Here is a 22,944-nt window from a genome sequence, read left to right as displayed (position 1 = left end):
TCACGACATTAAAGTAGCCGATATAGCACATGAGCACGAGGAAGAGCGCCACAAAGGCGTAGGTCACCCTAGCGAACTCTTTGTTTACTTCCCGCTTTCTCTTTTTTTCTTTCTTTTCCCGCACTTTGAGCTCTTTTCTCTCCTGCCGGGTCATGGACGCTTTTTCCTGCTGCTTCCTGCGCCGGTCTTCTTCTCTTCTGAGCTCGTAGCTTCTGTTGTTCTTTTTTTCTTCTTTCAATGCTCTCTTCCTCGTCCTCTCTTAAGATGTAAAGTCCCTGGATGATCGCGAACATGATCAGCGTGCTCAGCATGGAGCTCCCGCCGTAGCTGATAAGAGGCAGCGTCACGCCTGTGGAGGGGATGAATTTGATCACTCCCCCGATGTTCAGAAACACCTGGAAGATATAGCAGGTTCCAAGTCCCAGCGCCACAAGCTTGTAGAACTGGTCGTGCAGCTGCATGGCAATGTTGAGGAACATGATGTAGCAGCTCACGAAAATAAGAATGAGGCACAGGGCAAACACAAGCCCCAGCTCCTCCGCAATGGCGGAAAAGATAAAGTCCGAATCCCGGACCGGGATGCTCTCCGGAGATCCCTGGCACAGCCCCATGCCAAACCAGCTCCCGGTCCCGATCGCAAACAGGGACTGGGCCACCTGGTAGCCGCCGCTGTCGTAAGTGGCAAAGGGGTCCCGCCACACGTTGACGCGGGTCCTCACGTGGCCGAACAGGTAGTAGCCGGCGACGGAAGCGAGGGAGCCGGCCCCCAGACCGGCCAGCATGTACAGGGGCTGTCTTGTGGCCACATACAGCATGACCAGATACACCACAAATATGATGAGGGCTGCGCCCAGGTCGGTGGATATGACAAGGATCAGCACGTGGAGGGCCGCCACCACGGTGGTGATCACGACATGCTTAAACTGTGTGGACTCTTTCAGGCTCGCCGCCACGAAAAAGACAAAGATGATCTTGACAAGCTCCGACGGCTGGATGCTGACCCCTCCGATGGAAAACCCGAGCCGGGCCCCGTAGGAGACCTGTCCCAGGACAGCCACCACCGCCAGGGATACCATGCCGGCTCCCGCGTACAGAAGCTTCAGCCTGGACAGCCCCTTCACCCTGCGGATGATCACAGGTACAACGAGGCTCAGGGCGATACCGGCCGCCGCAAAGACAAACTGCTTCATAGCCGTCCCGTAGTCAAGACGGGTCAGCATGACAAGACCCACGCACAGCAGCATGCACATGTTGTTGACGACCAGCCTGGACACCCGCGGGTACAGCTTCGTGTACAGAAAGATCGTCAGGATGAAGAGCAGCACCTGCGCCAGATAAAGGCCTGCGATCCGGATGTCGTCCTTCTCCAGATACAGCACGAGAAACGCCGTCAGATGAAACAGGAACATGAACGTGTTCTGCCGCCGCAAGAGCGCCTGCTTTCTTTCCGCATCGTGATACCCGAAGATGGCAAAGCACAGGTACGTGTACATGATGATGAGTATGATGATCAAATATTTGGAAAGCTCAACAATAATATTTACCAATGGTTCACCTACTTTACTCCCCGCCTGAAATGTCCCCGCGTATAAGACCCGTCCCACGCAGGCATCTCCCGGCCTGCAAATACGCCTTCAAAGTAGTCCAGCACGGCTTTCGTCCTCTTTTTGTTCTCCCATGTAAAGGACAAAAGCAGGGCCGCCGGGGCCAGCCTCTCTATCTCCTGCCGCTGGTCCGCAAGGACAAGGGGATCTGTGTTATATATGACATTGTAGCAGCTTTGGCACTCCGCGCGCACCATGAAGCGCTTCCCGCGCCGGTCCGTGATGCTTGTCCATCCCGGCCTGCGGGTACAGGAGGCTGTGTTTTTGCGGACGCAGCCCGCGCTCACCATGACCGGCTGATAGCCGTACACCGGGAGGATCATCTGCGTCCTGTCCAGACCGCGCAGCTCTCCTTCGTGCAGCTCGGCCGGCGCCTCCAGAAGAGCCGCCCCCTGTCCGTGCCAGAACTGCTGGGCCAGCCGGTTCCAGCCATAGGCGGATCCCGCCATGTCAACGGGTTTCCCAAAGCCGCTCTCCCGCAGAAGGAGAAGCTCCTCCAGGTTGCAGGCCATGGCCCCGTCGCACCGCTTCTCCAGGCCGGCCAGGTGCGCCCTGTAATAGTCCTCTGTCTGCGTGCGGCAGATCTGCGGCATGAGGAAGAATACTTCCACGCCCCTGCGCGCTGCTTCTGCAAGGAGTTCCTCGCCCCGGCCCTCCTCCAGCAGGATATCCGCCAGATACAGCCGCTTCACCCGGGAGTGCAGAAGCGCCGCCTCCGCCTGCTCCTGCGACATGGCCGACACAAACACCGGCATGTCAGCCAGGCTTCTGTATCCGCCCTGTCCCACCGGTCCTGCCGGCTCTCCCCGCCTCTTTGGCTCCGGCCGCCGGAAACTTTCCGTGATCTGCCTTTCCAACTCCTTAAGCGCAGTTCTCCGCAGGGCGTTGAGGGACTGGACCGGCAGAAAGATATTTCCTTCCGCCCGGATGTCCAGTTCCCGGAAGGCAAAGGGCGTATTTCCTGTCCGGCCGGCCTGCTTTCTTATCTGCTCCTCCGACATGGGCTTGTTCCGGGCTTCCTGCACCTCATCGCCCTCGGTCCGCGTCCCGTATGTGCGCCCGCCGACCTGTGCGGACAGGGTTAGTGTAGCACGTTTTCCCGGGGAAAGTATGAATTTCCCCTTAATTTTTTCTTTCGGTTCTGTGATCTGTCCCTCTTCCGTACGGGCCCTCTCCCTCTCCGGCTCCGGCCTTGCAAAGGAGATCATCTCCCTCCCGTTGTGCCTGCGGTAGTAGCCGTCCGTGTAGCCCCGCCGTCTGTAGGCGTCCATGAGCTCCTGCCGGTCCGCACCGGACACCCGGAAAGGTTCCCCGTTCCCGCCGGCGATGTAAAGATCCGTATATTTCCTGTACAGGGCCGTCACAGTCTCCACGTAGGAGGGCTGCTTCATCCTTCCCTCGATCTTGAAGGAAGTGATGCCGGCTTCCACAAGCTGCGGGATCATGTCGATGGTGCACAGATCCTTGAGACTCAGGATATCAGCGCTCTTCTTCTGTCCCTGTGCCGTCCAGGCAAGCCGGCACGGCTGGGCGCACTGCCCCCGGTTCCCGCTGCGGCCGCCGATCAGACTGCTCATAAGGCATCTCCCCGAGTAGCAGTAGCAGAGCGCCCCGTGCACGAAGCACTCGATCTCCAGATCCGTCTCCTGTCGGATCCTGCGTATCTCCGCAAGAGAAAGCTCCCTGGCCGGCACCACCCGCGTCACTCCCTGCTGTTCGAGAAAGCCGGCGCTTCGGGCTCCCGTGACCGTCATCTGGGTGCTGGCATGGATGGCAAGTCCGGGAAACTCCCGCCTGACAAACTCCATCACGCCCATGTCCTGGACGATGACAGCGTCCAGCCCCTGCCTGTAAAACGGCAGCAGATAGCGGTAGAGCTGCCCGAACTCCTTTTCTTTGACAAGCGTATTGACTGTGAGATACAGCTTCCGGCCGTGGAGATGCGCATAATCGATCCCCTCCAGCATCTCATCCTCTGTAAAATTCTGTGCGAAAGCCCTGGCCCCAAAACAGGATCCGCCCGCATAGACCGCGTCCGCGCCCGCCGCGAACGCGCCTTTCAAGATCGCCAGAGACCCTGCCGGCGAGAGGATCTCAACCTGTCCACTTTCCATCTTGCTCCTGCCTTTCCCTCTGTAATGAAAAAGGCTGTCTGCTGACAGCCTATTTTTTCTGATTGTTCTTCATCTCTGTCTCCAGCTTCACGATCTTCATCTGGAGTTCCTTGTTCTCTTCCTTCATCCGGTCAAGCGCCTTCTCCGCATTCTCAAGCTTGATCTGCACGGAGATCAGTTCATGCTTCAGATCGTACATCTCCTTGTCCTTCGCCTCGATGTCGCTCTCCAGCGTACCGCCCTGCTTCTTTGCCTTGAAGTAGTCGTCCGCGATATTCAGGGCCAGGAGGATGCTCCTCGTCTCCGCGCTCTGCTTGCGGTAGCCCTCGCTGTTCGTGCACTCTTCCAGTTTGTGGTTGAGGTAGGTGGATACCCGCTGCAGATATTCCTCGCTCTCAAATCCGCTCAAGGTAAAGACCTTCCCCCCTATGAGAACTTCCGTATAATTCTTTGATGATGCCATAAAAGACCTCCCGCTCATTTCCGTTGTCCTGTCATCCATTATAAACTACTTACCTGTAAAAACCAACTATTTTTCAAGATTTTCCGTGGAAATTCCCAGATGTCCGTACGTCAGATCCGTCACGACCCGCCCTCTGGGCGTCCTCTGGATGAAACCGTTCTTGAGAAGATAGGGCTCGTACACATCCTCGATGGTGCCTGCATCCTCCCCCACAGAGGCGGCCAGCGTGTCAAGCCCCACGGGACCTCCCTGGAATTTCCGGATCATGGTCAGCAGGATGTTCCGGTCAATGTGATCCAGCCCGTACTTGTCCACATCCAGCAGATCCAGCGCATAGTCCGCCACCTCTTTCGTGATGACTCCGTCATATTTGACCTGGGCAAAATCGCGGACCCGCTTCAGAAGGCGGTTCGCCAGGCGCGGCGTCCCCCTGGAACGCCTGGCCAGCTCCGCGGCTCCCGCCTCCTCGATCTGCACGCCGAGAACGGCGGCCGAGTGCATGATGATCGTTTTCAGCTCTTCCACCGTATAGAACTCCAGGTGGTGCACAACGCCGAACCGGTCCCGCAGCGGGGCTGTCAGCATGCCGGCCCTGGTGGTCGCTCCCACGAGCGTAAACCGGGGGAGATCCAGGCGGATGGACCTGGCTGACGCCCCCTTGCCGATCACAATGTCGATGGCAAAATCTTCCATAGCCGGGTAGAGGACTTCCTCCACCTGCCGGTTCAGCCGGTGGATCTCATCCACGAAAAGCACGTCCCCCTCCTGCAGATTGTTGAGGATGGCCGCCATCTCGCCTGGTTTCTCGATGGCCGGCCCGGAGGTGACCTTCATGTGCACCTGCATCTCATTTGCAATGATCCCCGCCAGGGTCGTCTTGCCAAGGCCGGGCGGCCCGTAAAAGAGGACGTGGTCCAGCGCCTCCCCCCTCGCTTTCGCCGCTTCGATATATATCTTCAGCGTCTTCTTGGCCTTCTCCTGCCCGATATAATCCCGCAGGAACTGGGGCCGCAGACTGTTCTCTATCTTGTTGTCTTCTTCCAGACTCTCGGTCGTGATAATCCTTCTCGCCATATCTCCTACCTGTTTCCTGTCTCATCCTGTCCGGGACATGCGCCCGCACGGTCCATCAGAACATCATGAACTTCAGCGCCTGCTTCAGTACGTCTTCCACCTGCATATCGTCTGTGACTTCGATCTGGCGCACCGCCTTCAGGGACTCTGTACTGCCGTACCCGAGCGCCACAAGCGCCTGCACGGCATCGTTCTGCACGGATCCGGCAAGCTGCGGGCCGGCGCCGGCCGCAGCCGGCTCTTCCCCGGCATGTCCCAGGGCATCCTCCAGGCTCAGTTTGTCCTTCAGTTCCAGGATCAGCTTCTCAGCCGTCTTCTTCCCGATCCCGGGCGCGGCGCTGATGGCCTTCGCATCTCCCGAGAGCACGGCAAACCTGAGCTCGTCCGCCGAGAGTGCGGAGAGGATATTGAGCCCCCCCTTCGGGCCGATGCCGCTGACGCCGATGAGCAGCCGGTACACGTCCAGATCATCCCTCGTGAGGAAGCCGAAGAGCTGCATGCTGTCCTCCTTCACGCTGAAATACGTGTGGATCTTCACCTCGCTGCCGACAGACGGAAGCCGCCCCATCGATGTGCCGGACATAAAGATGCGGTAGCCGATCCCGCCGGCCTCCACAATGATCCGGTCCTCCTCCACTGCCGCAAGCTCGCCTCTTATATATGAAATCATGCTCTTTCTCCTTATCTGCTGAAAATCTGTGCGCTGCCCCTCACAGCTCCAGGCCGGTCAGCCTGCGCAGCATACTGTCCGCAGCGACCCCGATCACAAGTCCGGTGACCAGCCCCGCCGCCAGAAGCACCGGGATGTAGTAGGAGACGCTGAAGGTCTGCACGACGAACATGGCCACGATGAGCTGCCCCACATTGTGCATCACGCCCCCGGCGATGCTCACCCCGGTCACGCTGAACCCGCCCGTCCGCTTCAGCACCGCCATGACTGTGAGGCTTGCAAGCGCCCCGGCCAGGCTGTACAGGATGCTGAACAGATTACTGAAGAGGAAGCCGGACAGGACAACTCTCGTTACAGACAAAAGATAAGCCTCTCTGAGGCTCATCTTGTAAAGTGCGATCACTATGATCAGATTGGCCAGGCCCAGCTTCACGCCCGGAATGCCGATCTGGAATGGTATGAGGGATTCCACATAGCTGAAGATCAGCGCCAGAGCTGTGAACACTCCGAAATACGCCACTCTCGCTCTCAAAAAAGGCACCTCCTAGTTCGTGACAGCATCGTACCCGCTCTCCTGTCTCGACTGGATCTCAACGATCACCCGGTTCGGCAGGCAGATGATGCTCTCCCCGTTGCCGGACACGGCCTTCTGGTTCACGCAGAGCTGATCGGGACAGTCCGCCTCGATCATCTTCGCCTTTCCGTTCCGGATCCGCAGGATATTGGTTCCATCGTTGATGGAGATCTCTTCATCCTCATTCAGGGAGTAGGTTCCCTCGAACGCCCCGTCCACACGGATCACGGCAATGCCGCTTCCCGCGTCCTTCAGAACTTCATGCAGGATCCATGCGCCGGCGGCCACCAGAAGGATGAGGATGATAAGGATGATATCTTTTTTCTTCAGACGTTTTTCCATCATATCTGCTGTGTTTCTCCTAAATACTCTATCTGCTATTCTAACATATCAGTTTCCAATATGCAATCACATGTTCGGGCGCATCCCTATTGCGGCCGGGGTAAGGCCATGATATAATAGCCACAGCGCGGCTTATATATAGCTGCGCCTGAAGTGAAAATGCAAGAAACCTGTGAGGTGTATCTATGAAATTACGAAAGAAATGTCTGTTTGCCGGACTGACGGCAGCGGTCCTCATCCTTCCGTCAGGCTGCTCCGCCGTCTCCTCCGAGCCCATGACATACACGGACACCCTGTTCGACAGTGTGATCTCCGTCCAGATCTACGACTCCAAGGACGAGGAGATCCTGGACGGATGCCGGGATCTCTGTCAGGAGTACGATGTGAAATTCTCCCGGACAAACGAGGAGAGCGAAGTATCCATGATCAACAGCGCCCAGGGCAATCCTGTGGAAGTGTCCCCCGAGACTGCCACTCTCATAAAGAAAGGGCTGTACTACGGAAAGCTCTCGGACGGCGCTTTTGACATCACCATCGGCTCTGTCTCCCGGCTCTGGGATTTCAAGGCCGAAGAGCCGGCCCTCCCGGACCAGGCCGCCCTCGCCGAGGCGCTGCAGCACGTGGACTACAAGAAAGTCGTGGTGGAGGGCAACACCGTGAAGCTCCAGGACCCTGCGGCCGCCCTTGATCTGGGAGCCGTGGCAAAAGGCTATATCGCAGATCTTCTCAAGGAATACCTGGAGGGGGAAGGCGTGCACCATGCCCTCATCAATCTGGGCGGCAATGTGCTCGCCATCGGCGGCAAACCGGACGGGTCCGCCTTCAACATCGGCATCCAGAAGCCCTTTGACGAGAGCGGCATCCCTCTCACATCCGTGCGGATCAAAGACAAGTCCATTGTCACCTCCGGCACCTACCAGCGGTACTTTGAAAAGGACGGCACACTTTACCACCACATCCTGGATCCCTACTCGGGTTACCCGTGCAGCAACGGTCTGGTCAGTGTGTCCATCATCACAGACTCCTCCCTCACTGCGGACGCCCTGAGCACCACCTGCTTCATCCTCGGTCCGGAAAAGGGGCTGGAGCTTGTAAACCAGCTGGACAATGTGGAGGCCGTCTTTGTGGACAGCGAGGAGAAGATCACGTATTCCAACAATTTCCAGAAATAAAACAAACGGGATTTCCCGTGCAGGCTTTTGTGCCTGACGGGAAATCCCGTTTTTTTACTCTTTTCTTCCGGGATCCGGCCCGCCTTAATAGTAGGAGTAGGCGCTGAAGATAGCCGTTCCGAAGGCGACCGACACGACAATGGTGAGGATGATGACAACCGCCTCAATGACGAGCGCAGCCCGGCAGTAATTCCTCCTGTTGATGTTGCCGTTCCGGCCAAAGGCCCACACAAAGTACAGGATGATGCCTGCACAGGGGATCATGAGCGCCAGGATCGTGAGCACCCAGTCTCCCATGGACATGGGGCTTGTGTCCATGCCGCCGTACTGCTGGGGATTGTATCCGCCGTTTCCGCCCGGCCCGTAGTTCTGGCTGTAGTTCTGGCCATAACTCTGTCCGTAATTCTGGTTGTAGTTCTGATTGTAGTTATATCCCTGGTTCTGTCCGCTTCCGGTGTACTGGGTCCCCGCATTCGGATCCGTATACTGCTGATCCCCCTGCTGTCCCTGATCCGGATTGCTGTTGTAATTCTCATCCATGTCTTTTTCCTCCTTAAAGTACAATGGTTTCTTCCCGAACTATTCTACCACAGTCAGCACCGTATGACAATCATGCGGATCAGATTATCCGGGTGATACACATAGGGCGCCCTGTCCGGGAAATACATCCACATGCGCGCTGCGTAGAACACTGCCATACCCAGGATGACCGCGCCCCCCGCCGCCTTCAGCCAGCCGGGCAGCCGGCGCCTCCCGCTTCCGTACCGGATCCAGGCTGCAGCAAGGAGCCAGAGGGCTGCGGGATAGATGAACGGCTGCATCTCCCAGGCCTGTCCGAACCGGAAGGTGAGAAGGCAAAGGCCAGCCCTTGTAAGGCCGCAGGCCGGACAGGGATACCCGGTGAGGCACACGAGCGGACAGATGCTGCCGAACACGAGATAGAGAAACAGAAAACAGGCGATTATAGAAATAACCGCCCATTTTACATTTCTGATATCGGATCCGAGCAGCGATGCCGCCGCTCTGATACGCTCTTTCATATACAGTTTCCTCTTAGAGAATGATCTTCTTCGGGCACTTTTCTGCGCACTTGCCGCAGTTTGTGCACTTGGAAGGATCAATGTGCGCGATGTTGTCCACAACCTTCACGGCGTCAAATTCGCACACCTTCTCGCACATCTTACATCCGATACATCCGACGGAGCAGACGCTCATCACGTCCTTGCCCTTGTCCCTGGAGCTGCACTGCACAAGGTGCTTCTGCTCGTAGGGGACAAGCTCGATCAGATGGCGCGGGCAGACGGCGATACACTTGCCGCAGGCCTTACATGCGTCCTTGTCCACAACAGCCACGCCGTCCACCACGTGGATCGCGTCGAAGGGACATGCCTGCACGCAGGAGCCCTCGCCGAGACAGCCGAAGGCGCAGGACTTCGGTCCGCCGTTCTGCATCATATTGACCATGATACAGTCGTGGATGCCTGTGTACTCATACGTCTGCTTTGCCTTCTCACAGGTGCCGGCACATTTCACAAAGGCCACCTCGTGCACCTGCTCTCCTGCTTCCACGCCCATGATGTCCGCCACTTTCGCGGCGACAGGTGCGCCGCCCACCGGGCAGGCGTTTACCGGCGCCTCTCCCTTGGAGATGGCAGCCGCCAGGCCGGAGCATCCCGGATAGCCGCAGCCGCCGCAGTTGTTGCCCGGCAGCACGCCCAGGATCTGCTCCTCTTTCTCATCTACTTCTACTGCAAACTGCTTGTCTGCAAGTCCGAGGAAAATACCGATGAATAAACCAGTACCGCCTACAATGACCGCAGCCAAGATGATTCCTGTCATACTCATGCTCTTTTCCTCCTAAATCAGTCCGGAGAACCCGAAGAACGCGATCGCCATCAGTGTGGATGTGAGAAGTACGATCGGCATTCCCTTGAAGGATTCCGGTATATCATTGTATTCCATTTTCTCCCGGATACCTGCCAGAAGAACGATGGCGATCAGATAGCCGACACCTGTCGCAAAGCCGTTCACCACGCCTTCCAGGATGTTGTATCCGTCCTGCACGTTGTTGAGCGCCACGCCGAGCACGGCACAGTTCGTCGTGATCAGGGGCAGGTATACGCCCAGCGCGTTGTACAGGGAAGGCACAAACTTCTTCAGGAACATCTCAACGATCTGTACGAGGGCCGCGATGACAAGGATGAAGACGATCGTATTCAGATAGTCAAATCCGAGCGGCGCCAGGATAAACTGGTGCAGAAGCCCTGCCACCAGGGATGCCAGCGTGATGACGAAGATAACCGCCCCGCCCATGCCGACAGCCGTCTCTGTCTTCTTGGATACACCGAGGAAGGAGCAGATGCCGAGGAACTGGCTGAGCACAACGTTGCTGACGAGTGCTGAGCCGACTGCTATTAATACTAAATTTGCTAAATCCATCATTCACCCTCCTATTGCTTATCTTTGCCGGCAGCAGACGGGCATCCGCCGCATGTCGCACAGTCGGAGCCGCAGCCGGACTGGATCTTGGACGCGTCTTTGCCCTGCTTTTCCATATTGATCTTGACCTTGTTCTGGATCGCCGCAAGGACAGCGAGTACAAGGAACGCGCCGGGTGCCAGGATAAAGATGGTGATCGGCGTGTAGCCTGCCTTGCCGGTCGCTGCGTCAGCGAGGGGCAGGATCTGATAGCCGAAGATCTGTCCGGCTCCCAGGATCTCACGCACGATGCCGATCGCGATCAGAGCCACTGTAAATCCAATTCCCATGCCCAGTCCGTCGAAGATGGAGGGGAGCACTTTGTTCTTGGAAGCATAGCTCTCAGCACGGCCGAGGATGATACAGTTCACTACGATCAGGGGGATATAGAGTCCCAGCGAATCGTAGAGCGCCGGCGTAAAGCCTTCCATGAGGAAGTCGACGATCGTCACGAAAGAGGCAACGACCACGATGAAGGCCGGCATACGCACAGAATCAGGAATGATCTTGCGCAGCATGGAGATCAGCATGTTGGACATGACAAGCACGAAGGTTGTGGAAAGTCCCATGCCGATACCGTTTGTCGCTGATGTTGTAACGGCAAGTGTCGGGCACATGCCGAGCATCAGTACGAAAATAGGGTTCTCAGTTAAGATACCATTTTTTAATCTCTCGCCACATTCATTCATCTTAAACTACCTCCTAAAACGCGTTCTGGAAGTAACCAAGTGCTGCATTCACCGCACCTGTCACTGCCCTTGATGTAATGGTGGCGCCGCTGATGGCATCAACCGGCTCGCCATTGCCGCCGTCTTTTGACACATAAAACTGCTCGGTCTGCTTGCCCACATACTGTCCGTAGAAGGACTCGTTCTGGGCGTTCATTCCAAGGCCGGCCGTCTCGCTGATGGAGAGGAAGGAGATGCCGCTCACGGTCCCGTCAGCTGTGATGCCGACAACGACCTGGATGTCCCCGCCGTATCCCTCGCTGTCCGTTGCAGTGATGACATAGCCGGTCTCGCCGCCGTCCACGGCACAGACCTCGTCAATGGTGGCCGCAACGCCCAGATCCGCGATGACCTGATCCGCCACGTCCGCGTCTACATCCGTCTGCTCGAACGCATTCAGGTCCGCGTCCGGGAAGACAGCCTGCCACGCCTCCTTCTTGGCGTTCTCCTCCGCCTGCGCGATGGGGTCTTTCGTCACCTCATAGGCAAGTCCGAGCAGAAGGCCGGATATCAGCGTGATGATTGTAAGGATGATTGTATTTCTGATGATCTTCTGCATTATTTCTCTCCTCCTTTACCAAACGGTTTTGGAAGAGTAACCTTCTCGATCAGCGGAACCAGAAGGTTACTGATGATGATCGCATAGGAAACTCCCTCCGCGGATCCGCCGAAGATACGGAACAGTCCGGTCAGGACGCCCAGGCAGATGCCGTAGAGGTACTGCCCCTTCTTCGTGATCGGGGATGTGACATAGTCTGTCGCCATGAACCAGGCGCCCAGCATCAGGCCGCCGCCGCACAGGTGGGCCGTCAGGTATGTGGGATCAAAGAATCCGATCTCCGGGTGGGCCACATGGCCGAAGATGCCGACGAAGATCACGAAAGTCACAATGTATGTACCGGGGATCCGAAGATCGATCACACCCATCAGGATCAGGAAGATCGCGCCGATGATGATGGCGATCACGGACGTCTCACCGATCGTTCCGGGGATCGTACCGATGAGCATGTCCATCGTGTTGACCTCACTCAGGGCGCCCTCCTTCACATAGGAAAGGGGGGTGGGGCCGGTCATACCGTCATACACAAAGCTTGTCATGGGGCCGGTAAAGGACAGGAGCAGGAAGCATCTTGCGCCCAGGGCCGGGTTCATGAAGTTCTGGCCCAGACCGCCGAAGAGCTGCTTCACGACCAGGATCGCGAACACGCTGCCCAGCGCGCCCATCCACCAGGGAGCTGTGGGCGGCATATTCAGGCCCAGAAGGATACCGGTCACGACCGCACTGAAGTCACCCACCGTGACCTTCTTGTGCATCAGTTTCTCGTAAACGTACTCTGTCAGTACCGCTGCCGCTGTTGTGCTGACCATCATGATCAGGGCTGGCAGCCCAAAGTTGTACACTCCGAATGCAGTTGCCGGAAGCAGCGCAATGACTACCATGAGCATGATATTGCCGGAGGTCACTTTGGAACGTATATGTGGTGAAGATGAAATGTTAAATGAATTCTCCACGTTTGTTCACCTCTTCCTCTCTTAATCTCTATTTCTTCTTGCGGTTCGCAAGTGCGATCTTTCTCATAGAACCAATGGACTGCTTCAGCTGGCGCTTTGCAGGACATACGTAGCTGCAGCATCCGCACTCGACGCATTCCAGTCCGCTCATCTGCGTGAACTTCTCCTCGTCGTGGTGCTCGGCATAGTCCGCCAGTCTGGAGGGGATCAGCCTGCTCGGGCAGGCGTCCACACAGCGTCCGCAGTTGATGCACGCCGTCGGTTCAAACTCCGCCACCGCATCTCTGGAAAGGCAGAGGATGGAGGAAGATGTCTTTGTGACAGGCGTATCCAGCGTGAACATGGCAAATCCCATCATGGGACCGCCGGAGATGACCTTTTTGGCCTCTCCTTTGAAGCCGCCGGCAGCCTCCACAAGCTCCGCCTGGTTCGTGCCGAACAGCACCTTAAAGTTGCCCGGCTCCGCCACCGCGTCGCCGCTGACTGTCACGATGCGCTCCATGGACGGGCGTCCCAGCACGACCGCCTGGTAAATATTGATCATGGTCTCCACGTTGTCCACCACGCAGCCCGCGTCCGCCGGCAGCATGGAGGAGTTGATGGCTCTTCCTGTTGTCGCGAAGATAAGCTGACGCTCCGCGCCCTGGGGGTACTTTGTCTTCAGCGCCATAACCTCCATGCGGGGCTCGTCCTTTACAAGCTCCTTCAGCTTCGCGATACAGTCAGGTTTGTTGTCCTCCACCGCGAAGATCCCCTTCGCGTTGTCGAAAAGGGAGAGCACCACCTTCATGCCGCCCACAAGCAGCTCCGGGGTCTCCATCATCCTGCGGTAATCCGCCGTGATATAGGGCTCACACTCCGCGCAGTTCGCGATGATGTGATCGATCTTCTCCGGCTCCTTGGGAGAGAGCTTCACCCTGGTCGGGAATCCGGCGCCGCCCATGCCGACTACGCCTGCCTCGCCGATGGCGTTCAGGATCTCCTCCTTCGTCATCTCTTCGAGCGGTTTTACCGGGGCATACTCGACTTCCGCATACTCCCCGTCATTCTCGATCACGATGCAGTTCACCTTCGCGCCCGTGGGATTGAAGTGGGGCTCGATTGCCTTGACCGTCCCGGAGACAGACGCGTAGATGGGCGCCGAAACAAAGCCGCCCGCCTCCGCGATCTTCTGTCCTTTTAATACGTGGTCGCCCACTGCCACAACGGGAGCGGCCGGAGCGCCGATATGCTGAGAAAGCGGATAAACAAGCAGCCCTTTGGGCCTGATCTCGACGATAGCCTTGTCTTTTGCCAGGCTCTTGCCGTCGTCCGGGTGAATGCCACCCTTAAATGTCAACAGTGCCATCTCAATTTCCTTCCTTCCTGTTATAATCTGTATATACTATACAAGAAAACGTCCGCTTCATCCAGTTATTCCGGCAATTTTCTTGTATATTTCAAGGAACATCTTGTCGTAATTTTAACAAGAACATGCACGAAAAGATAGAGACTATTGCATAGTCTCTATCTCTGTGTGCGCTATGTAATTATAAGAGCCGCAATAATGCCTACTCCTCAGAAGCCTCCGCGGCCTCCTCTGTGTGGGAAGCGCTCTCGAGAGCCTTCATGCTCAGGCTGATCTTCTTCTCATCCTCGTTGAGGTCAACGATCTTCGCGGTGATCTCCTGTCCGACAGACAGTACGTCAGAGGGCTTGTCCACATGCGCCCTGGAGATCTGTGACACGTGAAGCAGCGCATCCACGCCGGGAGCAAGCTCCACAAAGGCGCCGAAGTCTGTCATGCGGGCCACCCTGCCTGTGATGATCTTACCGACAGCAAAATCCTCCGCTGCGTTCGCCCACGGATTTGTCTCCGGGAACTTCAGGCTGAGCGCGATCTTCGTGTCATGGATATCCTTCACGAGAACAGTAACTGTCTCGCCAACTTTAAATACCTTCTTCGGGTTCTCCACCCTGCCCCAGGACATCTCGGAGATATGAAGGAGTCCGTCCACTCCGCCGAGATCGATAAAGGCACCGAAATCTGTCACATTCTTGACCACGCCCTCGATCCTGTCGCCTACCTGGAGCTTCTCAAAGAGCTCTTTCTGCATCTCTGCTTTTCTTGCTACAAGAAGCTGCCTTCTGTCGCCGATGATGCGGTTTCTTCTCGGATTGAACTCGCTGATCACAAACTCGATCTCCTGATCCTGATACTTGCTCAGGTCCTTCTCATATGTATCGGAGACAAGGCTTGCGGGAATGAACACCCTCGCCTCGTCGATGACAACAGAAAGGCCTCCGCCGAGGATCTGTGTCACAGGCGCCTTCAGCACTTCCTTGTTCTCAAAGGCCTCCCTGAGACGCTCATTGCCCTTCTCAGCCATGAGACGCTTGTACGTAAGCAGCACCTGACCTTCGCCGTCATTCACTTTCAGGACTTTTGCCGTCATCGTGTCTCCCACGGATACGAGAGTCGTCAGATCAACGTTGGCCTCGTTTGTGTACTCGCTTCTGGTGATGATGCCATCCGCCTTGTAACCTATATTTAAAACGATCTCATCCGGCTTCACGTCGATGACGGTACCGTCTACCACCTCTCCGTTCCGTATTGTCTTAAAAGACTCATCCAACATCTGTTCAAAAGTTAATTCTGACATTATTTTGAACCTCCTCAATTATTTTGTTGGGCGTGGATGCCCCTGCTGTCATACCTACTGTTTCCACGGACCTTAATTGATTCATATCAAAATCGTCAAGTGTCTGTATGTAGTACGCACTGCAAATCGCATCTAAAACAGTTATATCATACCCCTTTTCCGCGATAATTTCAACTAAATCTTTGAATTTGTTGTAATTCCGTGTCGCAGGGGCACTAGACATATATCACGGGCGGCAGAGCGCCAGGATCGCGTCCGCCACCTCGCGGATCGTCATGTCGGAGCTGTCGATAAGTACGGCGTCCGCCGCCTGCCGAAGCGGGGAGACCGCCCGGTTCATATCCCGCTCGTCCCGCTCGATGATGTCCCGCTCGATCTGGCTGTAGTCGCAGGGCACGCCCTTCTCCCGCAGCTCGTCATACCGGCGCCTTGCCCGGGTGGCGCTGCTGGCCGTGAGATAGACCTTTACGTCCGCGTCCGGCAGCACGCACGTACCGATATCGCGGCCGTCCATCACCACGTTCTCCCTCCGGGCCAGGTCCCTCTGCAGGGAGAGGAGTTTTTCCCGCACCCGGGGCACGGAGGAGCTCCTGGAAGCCATGTTGCCCACCTCCTCGGTGCGCAGAAGGGAGGTGATGTTCTCGCCGTTCAGATAGATCTGCTGGCTGCCCTCCTCATATCCGATGGAGACATCCGCATCCTCACAGGCCGCCGCGATCCCGTCCGCATCTCCCGGGTCAATGCCCTGCTTCAGGAAATGCACGGCCAGCCCCCGGTACATCGCGCCCGTATCCACATAAATGTATCCCTTCTCCCGCGCCACCAGGCGCGCGATGGTGCTCTTGCCCGCTCCTGCCGGGCCGTCGATTGCTATACTGTATCCCATAGATCTTGCTCCTTTATTTCTTTCCGGAATGAACCGGTCTTTTACAGGTATGTGACGCTGCCGCCGGCTTTTGTGCATTTGCGCACGAGGAATTCCTTCAGGTCCCCGAGGCTGTGACCTTTGACGCTCCCTTTTTTCAGAGCGATAAAGCCGTCTTTTTTGCGCTTTTTCTCCGCCACAAGGGCCAGCGTCGTGTCGGTCTCGTAGATCCCCTCGATCTCATCATACCGGAATTCCTGGTGCACGTCCCCGGTCTCGCATGTGAAGCAGTCCTCGTAGAAAGACACCTTCACAGTCCGCTCCCGGCGGCTGATCCGTTTCAGCTCCGCCCAGCGCTTCCTCGCGCTCTCCTGGGCGCGCCCCCGGATGTCGCCCGTCTTAAACGGCCCCCAGGCCTTCGTGTTCCTGTACTTGTACAGCGCCGTGTACATCTCGTTTACGATCTTCAGGGATTCGCTGTATTCCATGTAAAATAATACTGTCTCCATTTTTCTCGTTCCTCTCCGTGTATAGTTTGCCGTTACGGGATGCTCGTCCCCGCCAGCCAGGCTGTGGACCAGGCGATCTGCAGGTTGAAGCCGCCGGTCACCGCGTCCAGATCCAGCACCTCCCCCGCAAAGTACAGTCCTTTCACTTTCTTCGACTCCATCGTGGCCGGGTCGATCTGCCGCACGCTGACCCCGCCCTTTGTGATGATCGCCTCGCTCCATCCCCGCAGGGAGACGGCCGTCATCGTCAGATCCTTGATGCAGGAGACGAGCGCCTGGCGCTCCTCCTTTGAGATGTCGTGGATCTTCTTCTGCGGCGGGATGCCGCTGAGCATCACGATGACCGGGATCAGCTTCGAGGGCAGGAGCCGCGCAAGACAGTTCTTAAACTGCCTGTTTGGCTGCTCCCCGAAATCCCGCAGGATCCGCTGGTCCAGCTGCTCCCGTGCAAGGGCCGGCTTCAGGTCCACATGGACCGAGAGGGGCCTTTTGCTCAGAAGGGGCCCGACCTGGCTCGTGGCGCTTAAGACGACCGGTCCGCTCAGGCCGAAATGGGTAAAGAGCATCTCGCCGAACTCCCGGTACACTTCCTTTTTCCCGTCTTTCATGACAAGTTCAATGTTGCGCAGGGACAGCCCCATCAGATCACGCACCCACGGCTCCTTCGTCTCCACCGGCACGAGGGAGGGGAAGAGCTCCGTCACCGTATGCCCGCTCTCCCGGGCAAACCGGTAGCCGTCCCCCGTGGACCCGGTGAGGGGATAGGAACAGCCGCCCGTAGCCACCACGCATGCATCCGCCGTCACTGCGGAGCCGTCCGCCAGCACGATGCCCCGGAACTGCCCTTCCTCCGCCAGGATCCGCTCCACCTTCTTCCCGGTGTGGATCTTAACATGGAGTCTCTCCAGCTTCCTCACCAGTGTGCGGATCACATCCGAGGAATGGTCGGAGGCAGGGAATACCCTGCCCCCTCTCTCCGTCTTAACAGGCATACCGTTCTCCTCAAAAAAGCGGATCACGTCCTGATTGGTGTGCGTGTAGAAACTGCTGTAGAGGAACTTCGGATTGCTCTTTACCGCGCCGAGCATCTCCTCCACTTCGCAGGCATTTGTCAGATTGCATCTGCCCTTCCCGGTGATAAACAGCTTCTTTCCCGGCTTTTCATTTTTTTCGTACACATGGACTTCATGTCCGTTCCCGGCCGCTGCGGCCGCCGCGTACATGCCCGCGGCCCCGGCCCCTATGATCAATACCTTACTCATGCCCGTCCTCTTTGCCGTCCGGCCCTGGCGTCCCGTTTCCCAGTTCCACCCGGCCGCTCACCTTGTCCAGCTCATCCCCGCTGTAGACCTGGTACTCGTCCCAGATCTCCTCCAGCCGCTCCAGCGTGGAGACGACTTCCTTCTGCTTCTTCATGCACAGGGCCACCACAAGGGCGTTCACAACGCTCAGCGGCGCCACGAGGGAATCCACGATGGACGCCATATCGCTCCTGGCGATGAGGTTGCAGGAGGAATAGAGGTTCATGGGCGAGTGGATGCTGTCGGTCAGCGTGATGACCTTCGCCTTCCTGTTGCTGGCAAATTCCAGCGCCTTCAGCGTGCGCATGGAATACCTGGGAAAGCTGATGCCGATGATCACGTCCTCCTCGCCGATCCGTATAAGCTGTTCAAAGATCTCGCTGGAACTGTTGGTGCTCACCGCCTTCACGTCGTCGCAGACAAGATTGAGGTAAAAGCTCAGGAAACTGGCCAGGGGCGCGCAGCTGCGGATGCCGACCACATAGACCTTCCTGGCCGCCAGGATCGTCTCCACCGCCAGCTCAAAGGCTTCCTGGTCAATGCTCTCCATGGTGAGCTTGATCTTCTCGATGTCCGACTGCAGCACAGAGGCCAGGATCTCCCCCTGGGTGATGCGCCCGTAGGTCACTTCCATCCGCTGGATGGAGTTGAGCCTTGTCCGCACCATCTCCTCAAGGGCCTTCTGGAAATCCGGATAGCCGGAGTACCCGAGGGCCGTGGCAAACCGCACGACCGTGGACTCGCTGACGCCCACGACCTCCCCCATCTTTGCCGCGGTGAGGAAAGCGGCTTTGTCATAATCCCTGCGGATGTAGTCAGCCAGCTTCTTCTGCCCTTTGCTGAACTTCTGATAGCCGCTGTCTATCTTCTGCAGCAGTTCATTGTTCGTTCCCATTGTAACAGTCCTTTCAAAAATACTTACTCCTGCGGGACGACGATCAGATCCTTGGTGAAGTGGTTGAGCACTTCACAGCCATCCTCCGTGATCAGCACAAGATCCTCGATGCGCACGCCAATCTCCTCGTCCGGCAGGTAGATGCCAGGCTCCACAGAGAAGCACTGCCCCGGCCGGATGATGTCCGTGTTGACAGAGGATACGTCTCCCGCCTCATGGTCTTCCAGACCGATGGAGTGGCCGGTTCGGTGCGTGAAATACTGCCCGTACCCCTTCTCCTCGATGTAGCTGCGGGCCGCCAGGTCCACATCGCACATGCGGTTGCCCGGCTTTGCAGCCGCGATGCCCCGCATGTTCGCCTCCCGGACGATCTCATAGATCTCCCGGGCCCGGTCGGACACCTCGCCGATGAAGACCGTCCGGGTCATGTCGGAGGCGTAATTGTCCTTGAAGCCCCCGATGTCAATGACAACGCTGTCGCCCCTCTTTCCCCGCGTGCCGTCGGCGGCATGGTGGGGATCGGCGCCGTTCTTTCCGTAGGATGTGATGGGGTCGAAGGAAACGCCCTCGCAGCCCGCCTCCTTGTAGATGCGCCGCACTTCCTGTTCCAGCTCCTGCTCTGTCATCCCTTTTGTCACAAGGGGGATGACCTTCTCCATAACACTGTCATTGATGCGGGAGGAGATGCGCATCAGTTCCTGCTCCTCCCCGTCCTTGATCTGCCGCACGTCATCCACAATGGAGGAGGCGTTGACAAAGGCGCTGCCGCCGCCCAGCTCCTGCAGGCGGAGCAGGAATCTGGCGGGCCACGTCTTGTCGATGCCCATGACTGCATTCCTGTCCACATGGCGGCTTAAGATCTCCACCGCATCCTCCACGTCGTCGTACCAGATAAGATCCACGCCCAGATCCTTCTCCTGCGGGAACAGTTTGTTGATGACCAGTTTGTGGCCCCCGTTCACATGCAGGTAGAGGGCCAGCATCCGCTCGCCCGGGTGGATCCATTTCCCTGTCAGGTAGAAGATCGCCACAGGATCCGAGATGATCATCTGCGGGACGGCGCGCTCTTCCATTGCTTCCAGCACTTTCTGTACTCTCGTCTCTTTCATATCCGTTCTCTCCTCTCTAAACAGCTCTCGTGTACCGTCTCAGCCATTCCGTCTCCTCCTCGTCCAGGTGGGGGCTGAGTTTCTCATACACCGCGCTGTGATATGCATTCAGAAGGTCTCTCTCCTCCTGCGTCATCATCTCCGGCAGGATCGCGTCCAGATCCATGGGGATGTACGTGATCGTCTCATAGTACATGAACTGCCCGTACTCGTTCTGTACGCCTTTGCATGTCAGAAGTTCGTTCTCCAGGCGGATGCCGTACTCCCCTTCCAGGTAGACGCCGGGCTCATCCGTGACGATCATGCCCGCCTCAAAGGGCTGCGTCTCGCCGGCCCGGTACTGCCACCTGAACCCGGTCGGCGGCTCGTGAATGTTGAGCAGGTAGCCCACGCCGTGCCCGGTTCCGTGGTTAAAGTTCATGTCTCTGTCCCAGAACGGCTTTCTGGCCAGCATGTCCATCGTCATGCCCGTCGCCCCGTACAGGAACTTTGCGGAGGCCAGGGACAGATTGCTGACCGCCACAAGGGTGAAGTGTTCCTTCATCTTGTCCGACACCCGGCCAAGCGCGTAGGTCCTTGTGATATCTGTAGAGCCCTCACAGAATCCGGCTCCTGTGTCCGTCAGGAGAAAGCTTCCGCCCTCCAGCTTCACGTCCGTCTCCGGCGAGGAGGTGTAGTGGACGATGGCGCCGTGCTCGCCGTAGGAGACGATGGGCTCAAAGCTGGGCCGGATAAAGCCGCCCTGCTGCGCCCGGAACTCGTCCAGCTTCGCCGAGGCGCTCATCTCCGTGATCTCCTCCTTGTCGTAGTTCTCCTTGACCCACTTCATGAACTTCACGTGGGCAATGCTGTCCTTGAGCTGCGCCTTCTTAATATTGGCGATCTCCGTCTCGTTCTTGACCGCCTTGAAGAGGATCTCCGGATTGCGCGCCTCCACCCTGCGGACTTCCTCCGGGATGTTTCTGCAGAGCGCGTAGTTCAGCCTGACCGGATCGATCAGGACCGTGCCGTCCCCGGGAAGCCGCTTCACATCCTCATAGATGTCGTTGTAGGGATGGAACACAACCCCGTCGGCCCCAAGCCTTTCCTTCAGCGCATCGGAGAACTTCGCGCCGTTTACATAGAGATCCATGCGGTCCATGGTGATCACCGCGTAGGACAGGACAAGCGGGAAGAACTCAATATCATTCCCCCGGATATTGAGGGTCCAGCATATGTCGTCCAGCGTGGTGAGGATATGGCAGTCGGCGCCGCTCTCCTTCATCGCCTCCCGGATCCTGGCAAGCTTGGACTTTCTGTCCTCCCCCGCGTACGCCAGATCCAGCTCCCACACCGGCTCCTTTGAGCGGGCCGGTCGGTCCTCCCAGATGCTGTCCGCCAGGTCTTCCCCGTAGCTGACCCGGCCGTTCTTCTTCGCAGCGATCTCCTCGTAGCACGTCCCGTCCCCCAGGGACACGCACCTTCCGTCAAATCCGATGACGCCGCCCTCCGGGAGTGTGTCCTCCAGGAACTGCGGGATCGTCGGGACATGCGGCTCCCCCATCTTCATCAGCCTGACCGGCGTCCCCTCGATCTGCCTCGCAGCCTGGATAAAATACCTGCCGTCCACCCAGAGACAGGCGTCATCCTGCGTGAACACGGCCGTCCCCGCAGACCCGCTGAATCCCGTGAGGAACTTTCTCATCTTAAAATGCTCTCCGACATACTCGCTCTGGTGGAAATCCGCCGTCGGAACAATGTAGATATCCACGTTTTTCTGTTTCATGATCCTCTGCAGAGCCCCAATCCTCTCAGATACAGTCATGACTTGTTCGCCTCCGTTTTCTTTCATATTTTCCGCGCCTTTCTCCGGCCTGCGGGAGGGCGCTTCCCCCTTTACGCATGCTACTTTATTTTACAATACAGATACCTGTTTGTAAACTCAAAAACTTCATGTTATACTGGGCTAAAACGGACAGGAGGTTTCATTGATATGAAGATCACAGAAGGATACATGCCTTTTCTCGGGCACCAGACATACTACAGGATCGCCGGGGAGTGCCGGGACGGGAAAGCCCCCCTGCTCCTCCTTCACGGCGGCCCCGGCTCCACCCACAACTACTTTGAGGTGCTGGACGCCCTCGCAGACACCGGGCGGGCCATCATCTCCTACGACCAGATCGGCTGCGGCAACTCCTATCTGGACGGGCACCCGGAGCTCTGGACGCTGGAGACATGGACAAGGGAACTGATCGCCCTGCGGGAGCACCTGGGCCTTGACAGGGTGCATCTCCTCGGCCAGTCCTGGGGCGGCATGCTGGCCATCGGCTATCTGTGCAACTGCCAGCCGGACGGCGTCGCATCCGTCATTCTTTCCAGCACCCTCTCCTCGGCCAGCCTCTGGGCCCACGAGCAGCACCGCCGGATCTCATTCCTCTCCGAGGAGGACCAGCAGGCCATCGCCGACGCCGAGCGGACCGGCAATTTTGACACGCCGGAATGCGTCAGGGCCACAGAGCATTTCATGCTGCGCCACTGCGCCGGCGAGATCACGGAGGAGTCCCCGGAGTGCATGCGAAGGCCCAAGCGGTCCGGATCCGAGGCCTATCTCTATGGCTGGGGGCCCAACGAGTTCACGCCCAGCGGCTCCCTGAAAGATTTCGAGTACACGGACCGGCTGCACGAGATCCGCTGTCCCGCCCTCATCATCAGCGGGACCAACGATCTGTCCAGCCCCCTTGTATCCAAGACCATGTACGACAACATCCCGGGCGCCAGGTGGGAGCTCTTTGACGGATGCCGCCACATGTGCTATGTGGAGGAAAACGAAAAATACATCCGGCTTCTCACCGGGTGGATGGATGAGACAGAGTAGGCGGCATGCCAAAAGCCTGAGAGGTGATCCTCTCAGGC

Annotated in this window: 25 protein-coding genes; 2 read left to right on the top strand and 23 right to left on the bottom strand. The window is 57.6% G+C overall.

The genetic code is table 11. The annotated features are described in order from the left end of the window. Positions 1–68: 68 nt before the first annotated feature. The 7 genes from H6A20_RS02120 to H6A20_RS02090 form a co-directional block, all read right to left on the bottom strand. Positions 69–1,547, bottom strand: coding sequence for an FtsW/RodA/SpoVE family cell cycle protein (locus H6A20_RS02120; RefSeq protein ID WP_204905510.1), 1,479 nt, complete (start codon positions 1,545–1,547; stop codon positions 69–71). Positions 1,548–1,555: 8 nt separating this feature from the next. Then, entirely contained in the window at positions 1,556–3,718 is a 2,163-nt protein-coding gene (locus tag H6A20_RS02115; protein WP_204905509.1) for a peptidase U32 family protein, read from the bottom strand. A 49-nt stretch (positions 3,719–3,767) separates the two neighbouring features. Then, positions 3,768–4,181 carry a cell division protein ZapA gene (locus H6A20_RS02110; protein WP_204905508.1) on the bottom strand — a complete coding sequence of 138 codons (414 nt, stop codon included), beginning with the start codon at positions 4,179–4,181 and terminating at the stop codon, positions 3,768–3,770. Between the two features lie 66 nt (positions 4,182–4,247). Continuing rightward, the gene (gene ruvB / locus H6A20_RS02105) at positions 4,248–5,255 is read right to left on the bottom strand and encodes a Holliday junction branch migration DNA helicase RuvB (protein ID WP_204905507.1); all 1,008 of its coding nucleotides are present in this window, start codon (positions 5,253–5,255) and stop codon (positions 4,248–4,250) included. A gap of 55 nt (positions 5,256–5,310) precedes the next feature. Next, positions 5,311–5,925, bottom strand: a complete 615-nt coding sequence (gene ruvA, locus H6A20_RS02100) for a Holliday junction branch migration protein RuvA (RefSeq protein WP_204905506.1) — start codon at positions 5,923–5,925, stop codon at positions 5,311–5,313. Between the two features lie 40 nt (positions 5,926–5,965). Beyond that, a complete protein-coding gene (locus tag H6A20_RS02095; RefSeq protein ID WP_204905505.1) occupies positions 5,966–6,457 on the bottom strand; it encodes a Gx transporter family protein in 492 nt (163 codons plus the stop codon). Between the two features lie 12 nt (positions 6,458–6,469). Continuing rightward, a complete protein-coding gene (locus tag H6A20_RS02090) occupies positions 6,470–6,844 on the bottom strand; it encodes a NusG domain II-containing protein (RefSeq protein ID WP_338106549.1) in 375 nt (124 codons plus the stop codon). 182 nt (positions 6,845–7,026) lie between these two features. On the opposite strand from H6A20_RS02090, the gene H6A20_RS02085 reads away from it, so the two are divergent. After that, a complete protein-coding gene (locus H6A20_RS02085; RefSeq protein ID WP_204905504.1) occupies positions 7,027–8,013 on the top strand; it encodes an FAD:protein FMN transferase in 987 nt (328 codons plus the stop codon). 84 nt (positions 8,014–8,097) lie between these two features. On the opposite strand, the gene H6A20_RS02080 is transcribed toward H6A20_RS02085, so the two are convergent. The 16 genes from H6A20_RS02080 to H6A20_RS02005 form a co-directional block, all read right to left on the bottom strand. Beyond that, complete coding sequence (locus H6A20_RS02080) at positions 8,098–8,553, bottom strand: hypothetical protein (RefSeq protein ID WP_204905503.1); 456 nt, start codon at positions 8,551–8,553, stop codon at positions 8,098–8,100. Between the two features lie 53 nt (positions 8,554–8,606). Then, a complete protein-coding gene (locus H6A20_RS02075; protein ID WP_204905502.1) occupies positions 8,607–9,053 on the bottom strand; it encodes a DUF2752 domain-containing protein in 447 nt (148 codons plus the stop codon). Between the two features lie 13 nt (positions 9,054–9,066). Then, entirely contained in the window at positions 9,067–9,858 is a 792-nt protein-coding gene (locus H6A20_RS02070) for an RnfABCDGE type electron transport complex subunit B (RefSeq protein WP_204905501.1), read from the bottom strand. A gap of 12 nt (positions 9,859–9,870) precedes the next feature. After that, a complete protein-coding gene (locus H6A20_RS02065; protein ID WP_420846569.1) occupies positions 9,871–10,452 on the bottom strand; it encodes an electron transport complex protein RnfA in 582 nt (193 codons plus the stop codon). An 11-nt stretch (positions 10,453–10,463) separates the two neighbouring features. Next, positions 10,464–11,180 (bottom strand): electron transport complex subunit RsxE, encoded by a 717-nt coding sequence (rsxE, locus tag H6A20_RS02060; protein WP_204905499.1) that lies wholly within the window; start codon positions 11,178–11,180, stop codon positions 10,464–10,466. Positions 11,181–11,193: 13 nt separating this feature from the next. Beyond that, positions 11,194–11,778 (bottom strand): RnfABCDGE type electron transport complex subunit G, encoded by a 585-nt coding sequence (locus H6A20_RS02055; protein ID WP_204905498.1) that lies wholly within the window; start codon positions 11,776–11,778, stop codon positions 11,194–11,196. Continuing rightward, positions 11,778–12,731 carry an RnfABCDGE type electron transport complex subunit D gene (locus tag H6A20_RS02050; RefSeq protein WP_204905497.1) on the bottom strand — a complete coding sequence of 318 codons (954 nt, stop codon included), beginning with the start codon at positions 12,729–12,731 and terminating at the stop codon, positions 11,778–11,780. The genes H6A20_RS02055 and H6A20_RS02050 overlap by 1 nt, the downstream gene beginning before the upstream one ends. Before the next feature lie 28 nt (positions 12,732–12,759). Continuing rightward, positions 12,760–14,079 carry an electron transport complex subunit RsxC gene (gene rsxC / locus H6A20_RS02045; RefSeq protein WP_204905496.1) on the bottom strand — a complete coding sequence of 440 codons (1,320 nt, stop codon included), beginning with the start codon at positions 14,077–14,079 and terminating at the stop codon, positions 12,760–12,762. Positions 14,080–14,281: 202 nt separating this feature from the next. Beyond that, positions 14,282–15,373 (bottom strand): 30S ribosomal protein S1, encoded by a 1,092-nt coding sequence (rpsA, locus tag H6A20_RS02040; protein WP_204905495.1) that lies wholly within the window; start codon positions 15,371–15,373, stop codon positions 14,282–14,284. Further along, entirely contained in the window at positions 15,354–15,458 is a 105-nt protein-coding gene (locus H6A20_RS13855) for a hypothetical protein (RefSeq protein WP_338106554.1), read from the bottom strand. The genes rpsA and H6A20_RS13855 overlap by 20 nt, the downstream gene beginning before the upstream one ends. Positions 15,459–15,599: 141 nt before the next feature. Beyond that, complete coding sequence (gene cmk, locus H6A20_RS02030) at positions 15,600–16,259, bottom strand: (d)CMP kinase (RefSeq protein ID WP_204905494.1); 660 nt, start codon at positions 16,257–16,259, stop codon at positions 15,600–15,602. A gap of 41 nt (positions 16,260–16,300) precedes the next feature. Beyond that, positions 16,301–16,726: a YcxB family protein gene (locus H6A20_RS02025; RefSeq protein WP_204905493.1), complete on the bottom strand. Its 426-nt coding sequence runs from the start codon at positions 16,724–16,726 to the stop codon at positions 16,301–16,303. A gap of 53 nt (positions 16,727–16,779) precedes the next feature. Beyond that, on the bottom strand, positions 16,780–18,009 hold the full coding sequence (locus H6A20_RS02020) for a BaiN/RdsA family NAD(P)/FAD-dependent oxidoreductase (RefSeq protein WP_204905492.1): 1,230 nt from the start codon (positions 18,007–18,009) through the stop codon (positions 16,780–16,782). Beyond that, positions 18,002–18,943, bottom strand: coding sequence for a MurR/RpiR family transcriptional regulator (locus H6A20_RS02015; RefSeq protein WP_204905491.1), 942 nt, complete (start codon positions 18,941–18,943; stop codon positions 18,002–18,004). The genes H6A20_RS02020 and H6A20_RS02015 overlap by 8 nt, the downstream gene beginning before the upstream one ends. Positions 18,944–18,966: 23 nt before the next feature. Then, positions 18,967–20,052, bottom strand: coding sequence for a M24 family metallopeptidase (locus H6A20_RS02010; RefSeq protein WP_204905490.1), 1,086 nt, complete (start codon positions 20,050–20,052; stop codon positions 18,967–18,969). A 16-nt stretch (positions 20,053–20,068) separates the two neighbouring features. Further along, complete coding sequence (locus H6A20_RS02005) at positions 20,069–21,856, bottom strand: aminopeptidase P family N-terminal domain-containing protein (RefSeq protein WP_204905584.1); 1,788 nt, start codon at positions 21,854–21,856, stop codon at positions 20,069–20,071. A gap of 168 nt (positions 21,857–22,024) precedes the next feature. On the opposite strand from H6A20_RS02005, the gene pepI reads away from it, so the two are divergent. Then, positions 22,025–22,906, top strand: a complete 882-nt coding sequence (pepI, locus tag H6A20_RS02000) for a proline iminopeptidase (protein WP_204905489.1) — start codon at positions 22,025–22,027, stop codon at positions 22,904–22,906. Positions 22,907–22,944: the final 38 nt, after the last annotated feature.

Source organism: Mordavella massiliensis, from assembly GCF_016901695.1.
Lineage (GTDB): Bacteria > Bacillota > Clostridia > Lachnospirales > Lachnospiraceae > Claveliimonas > Claveliimonas massiliensis_A.
Note: the sequence above shows the minus strand (reverse complement) of the source record. Positions and strands in the feature narration are given on the sequence as shown.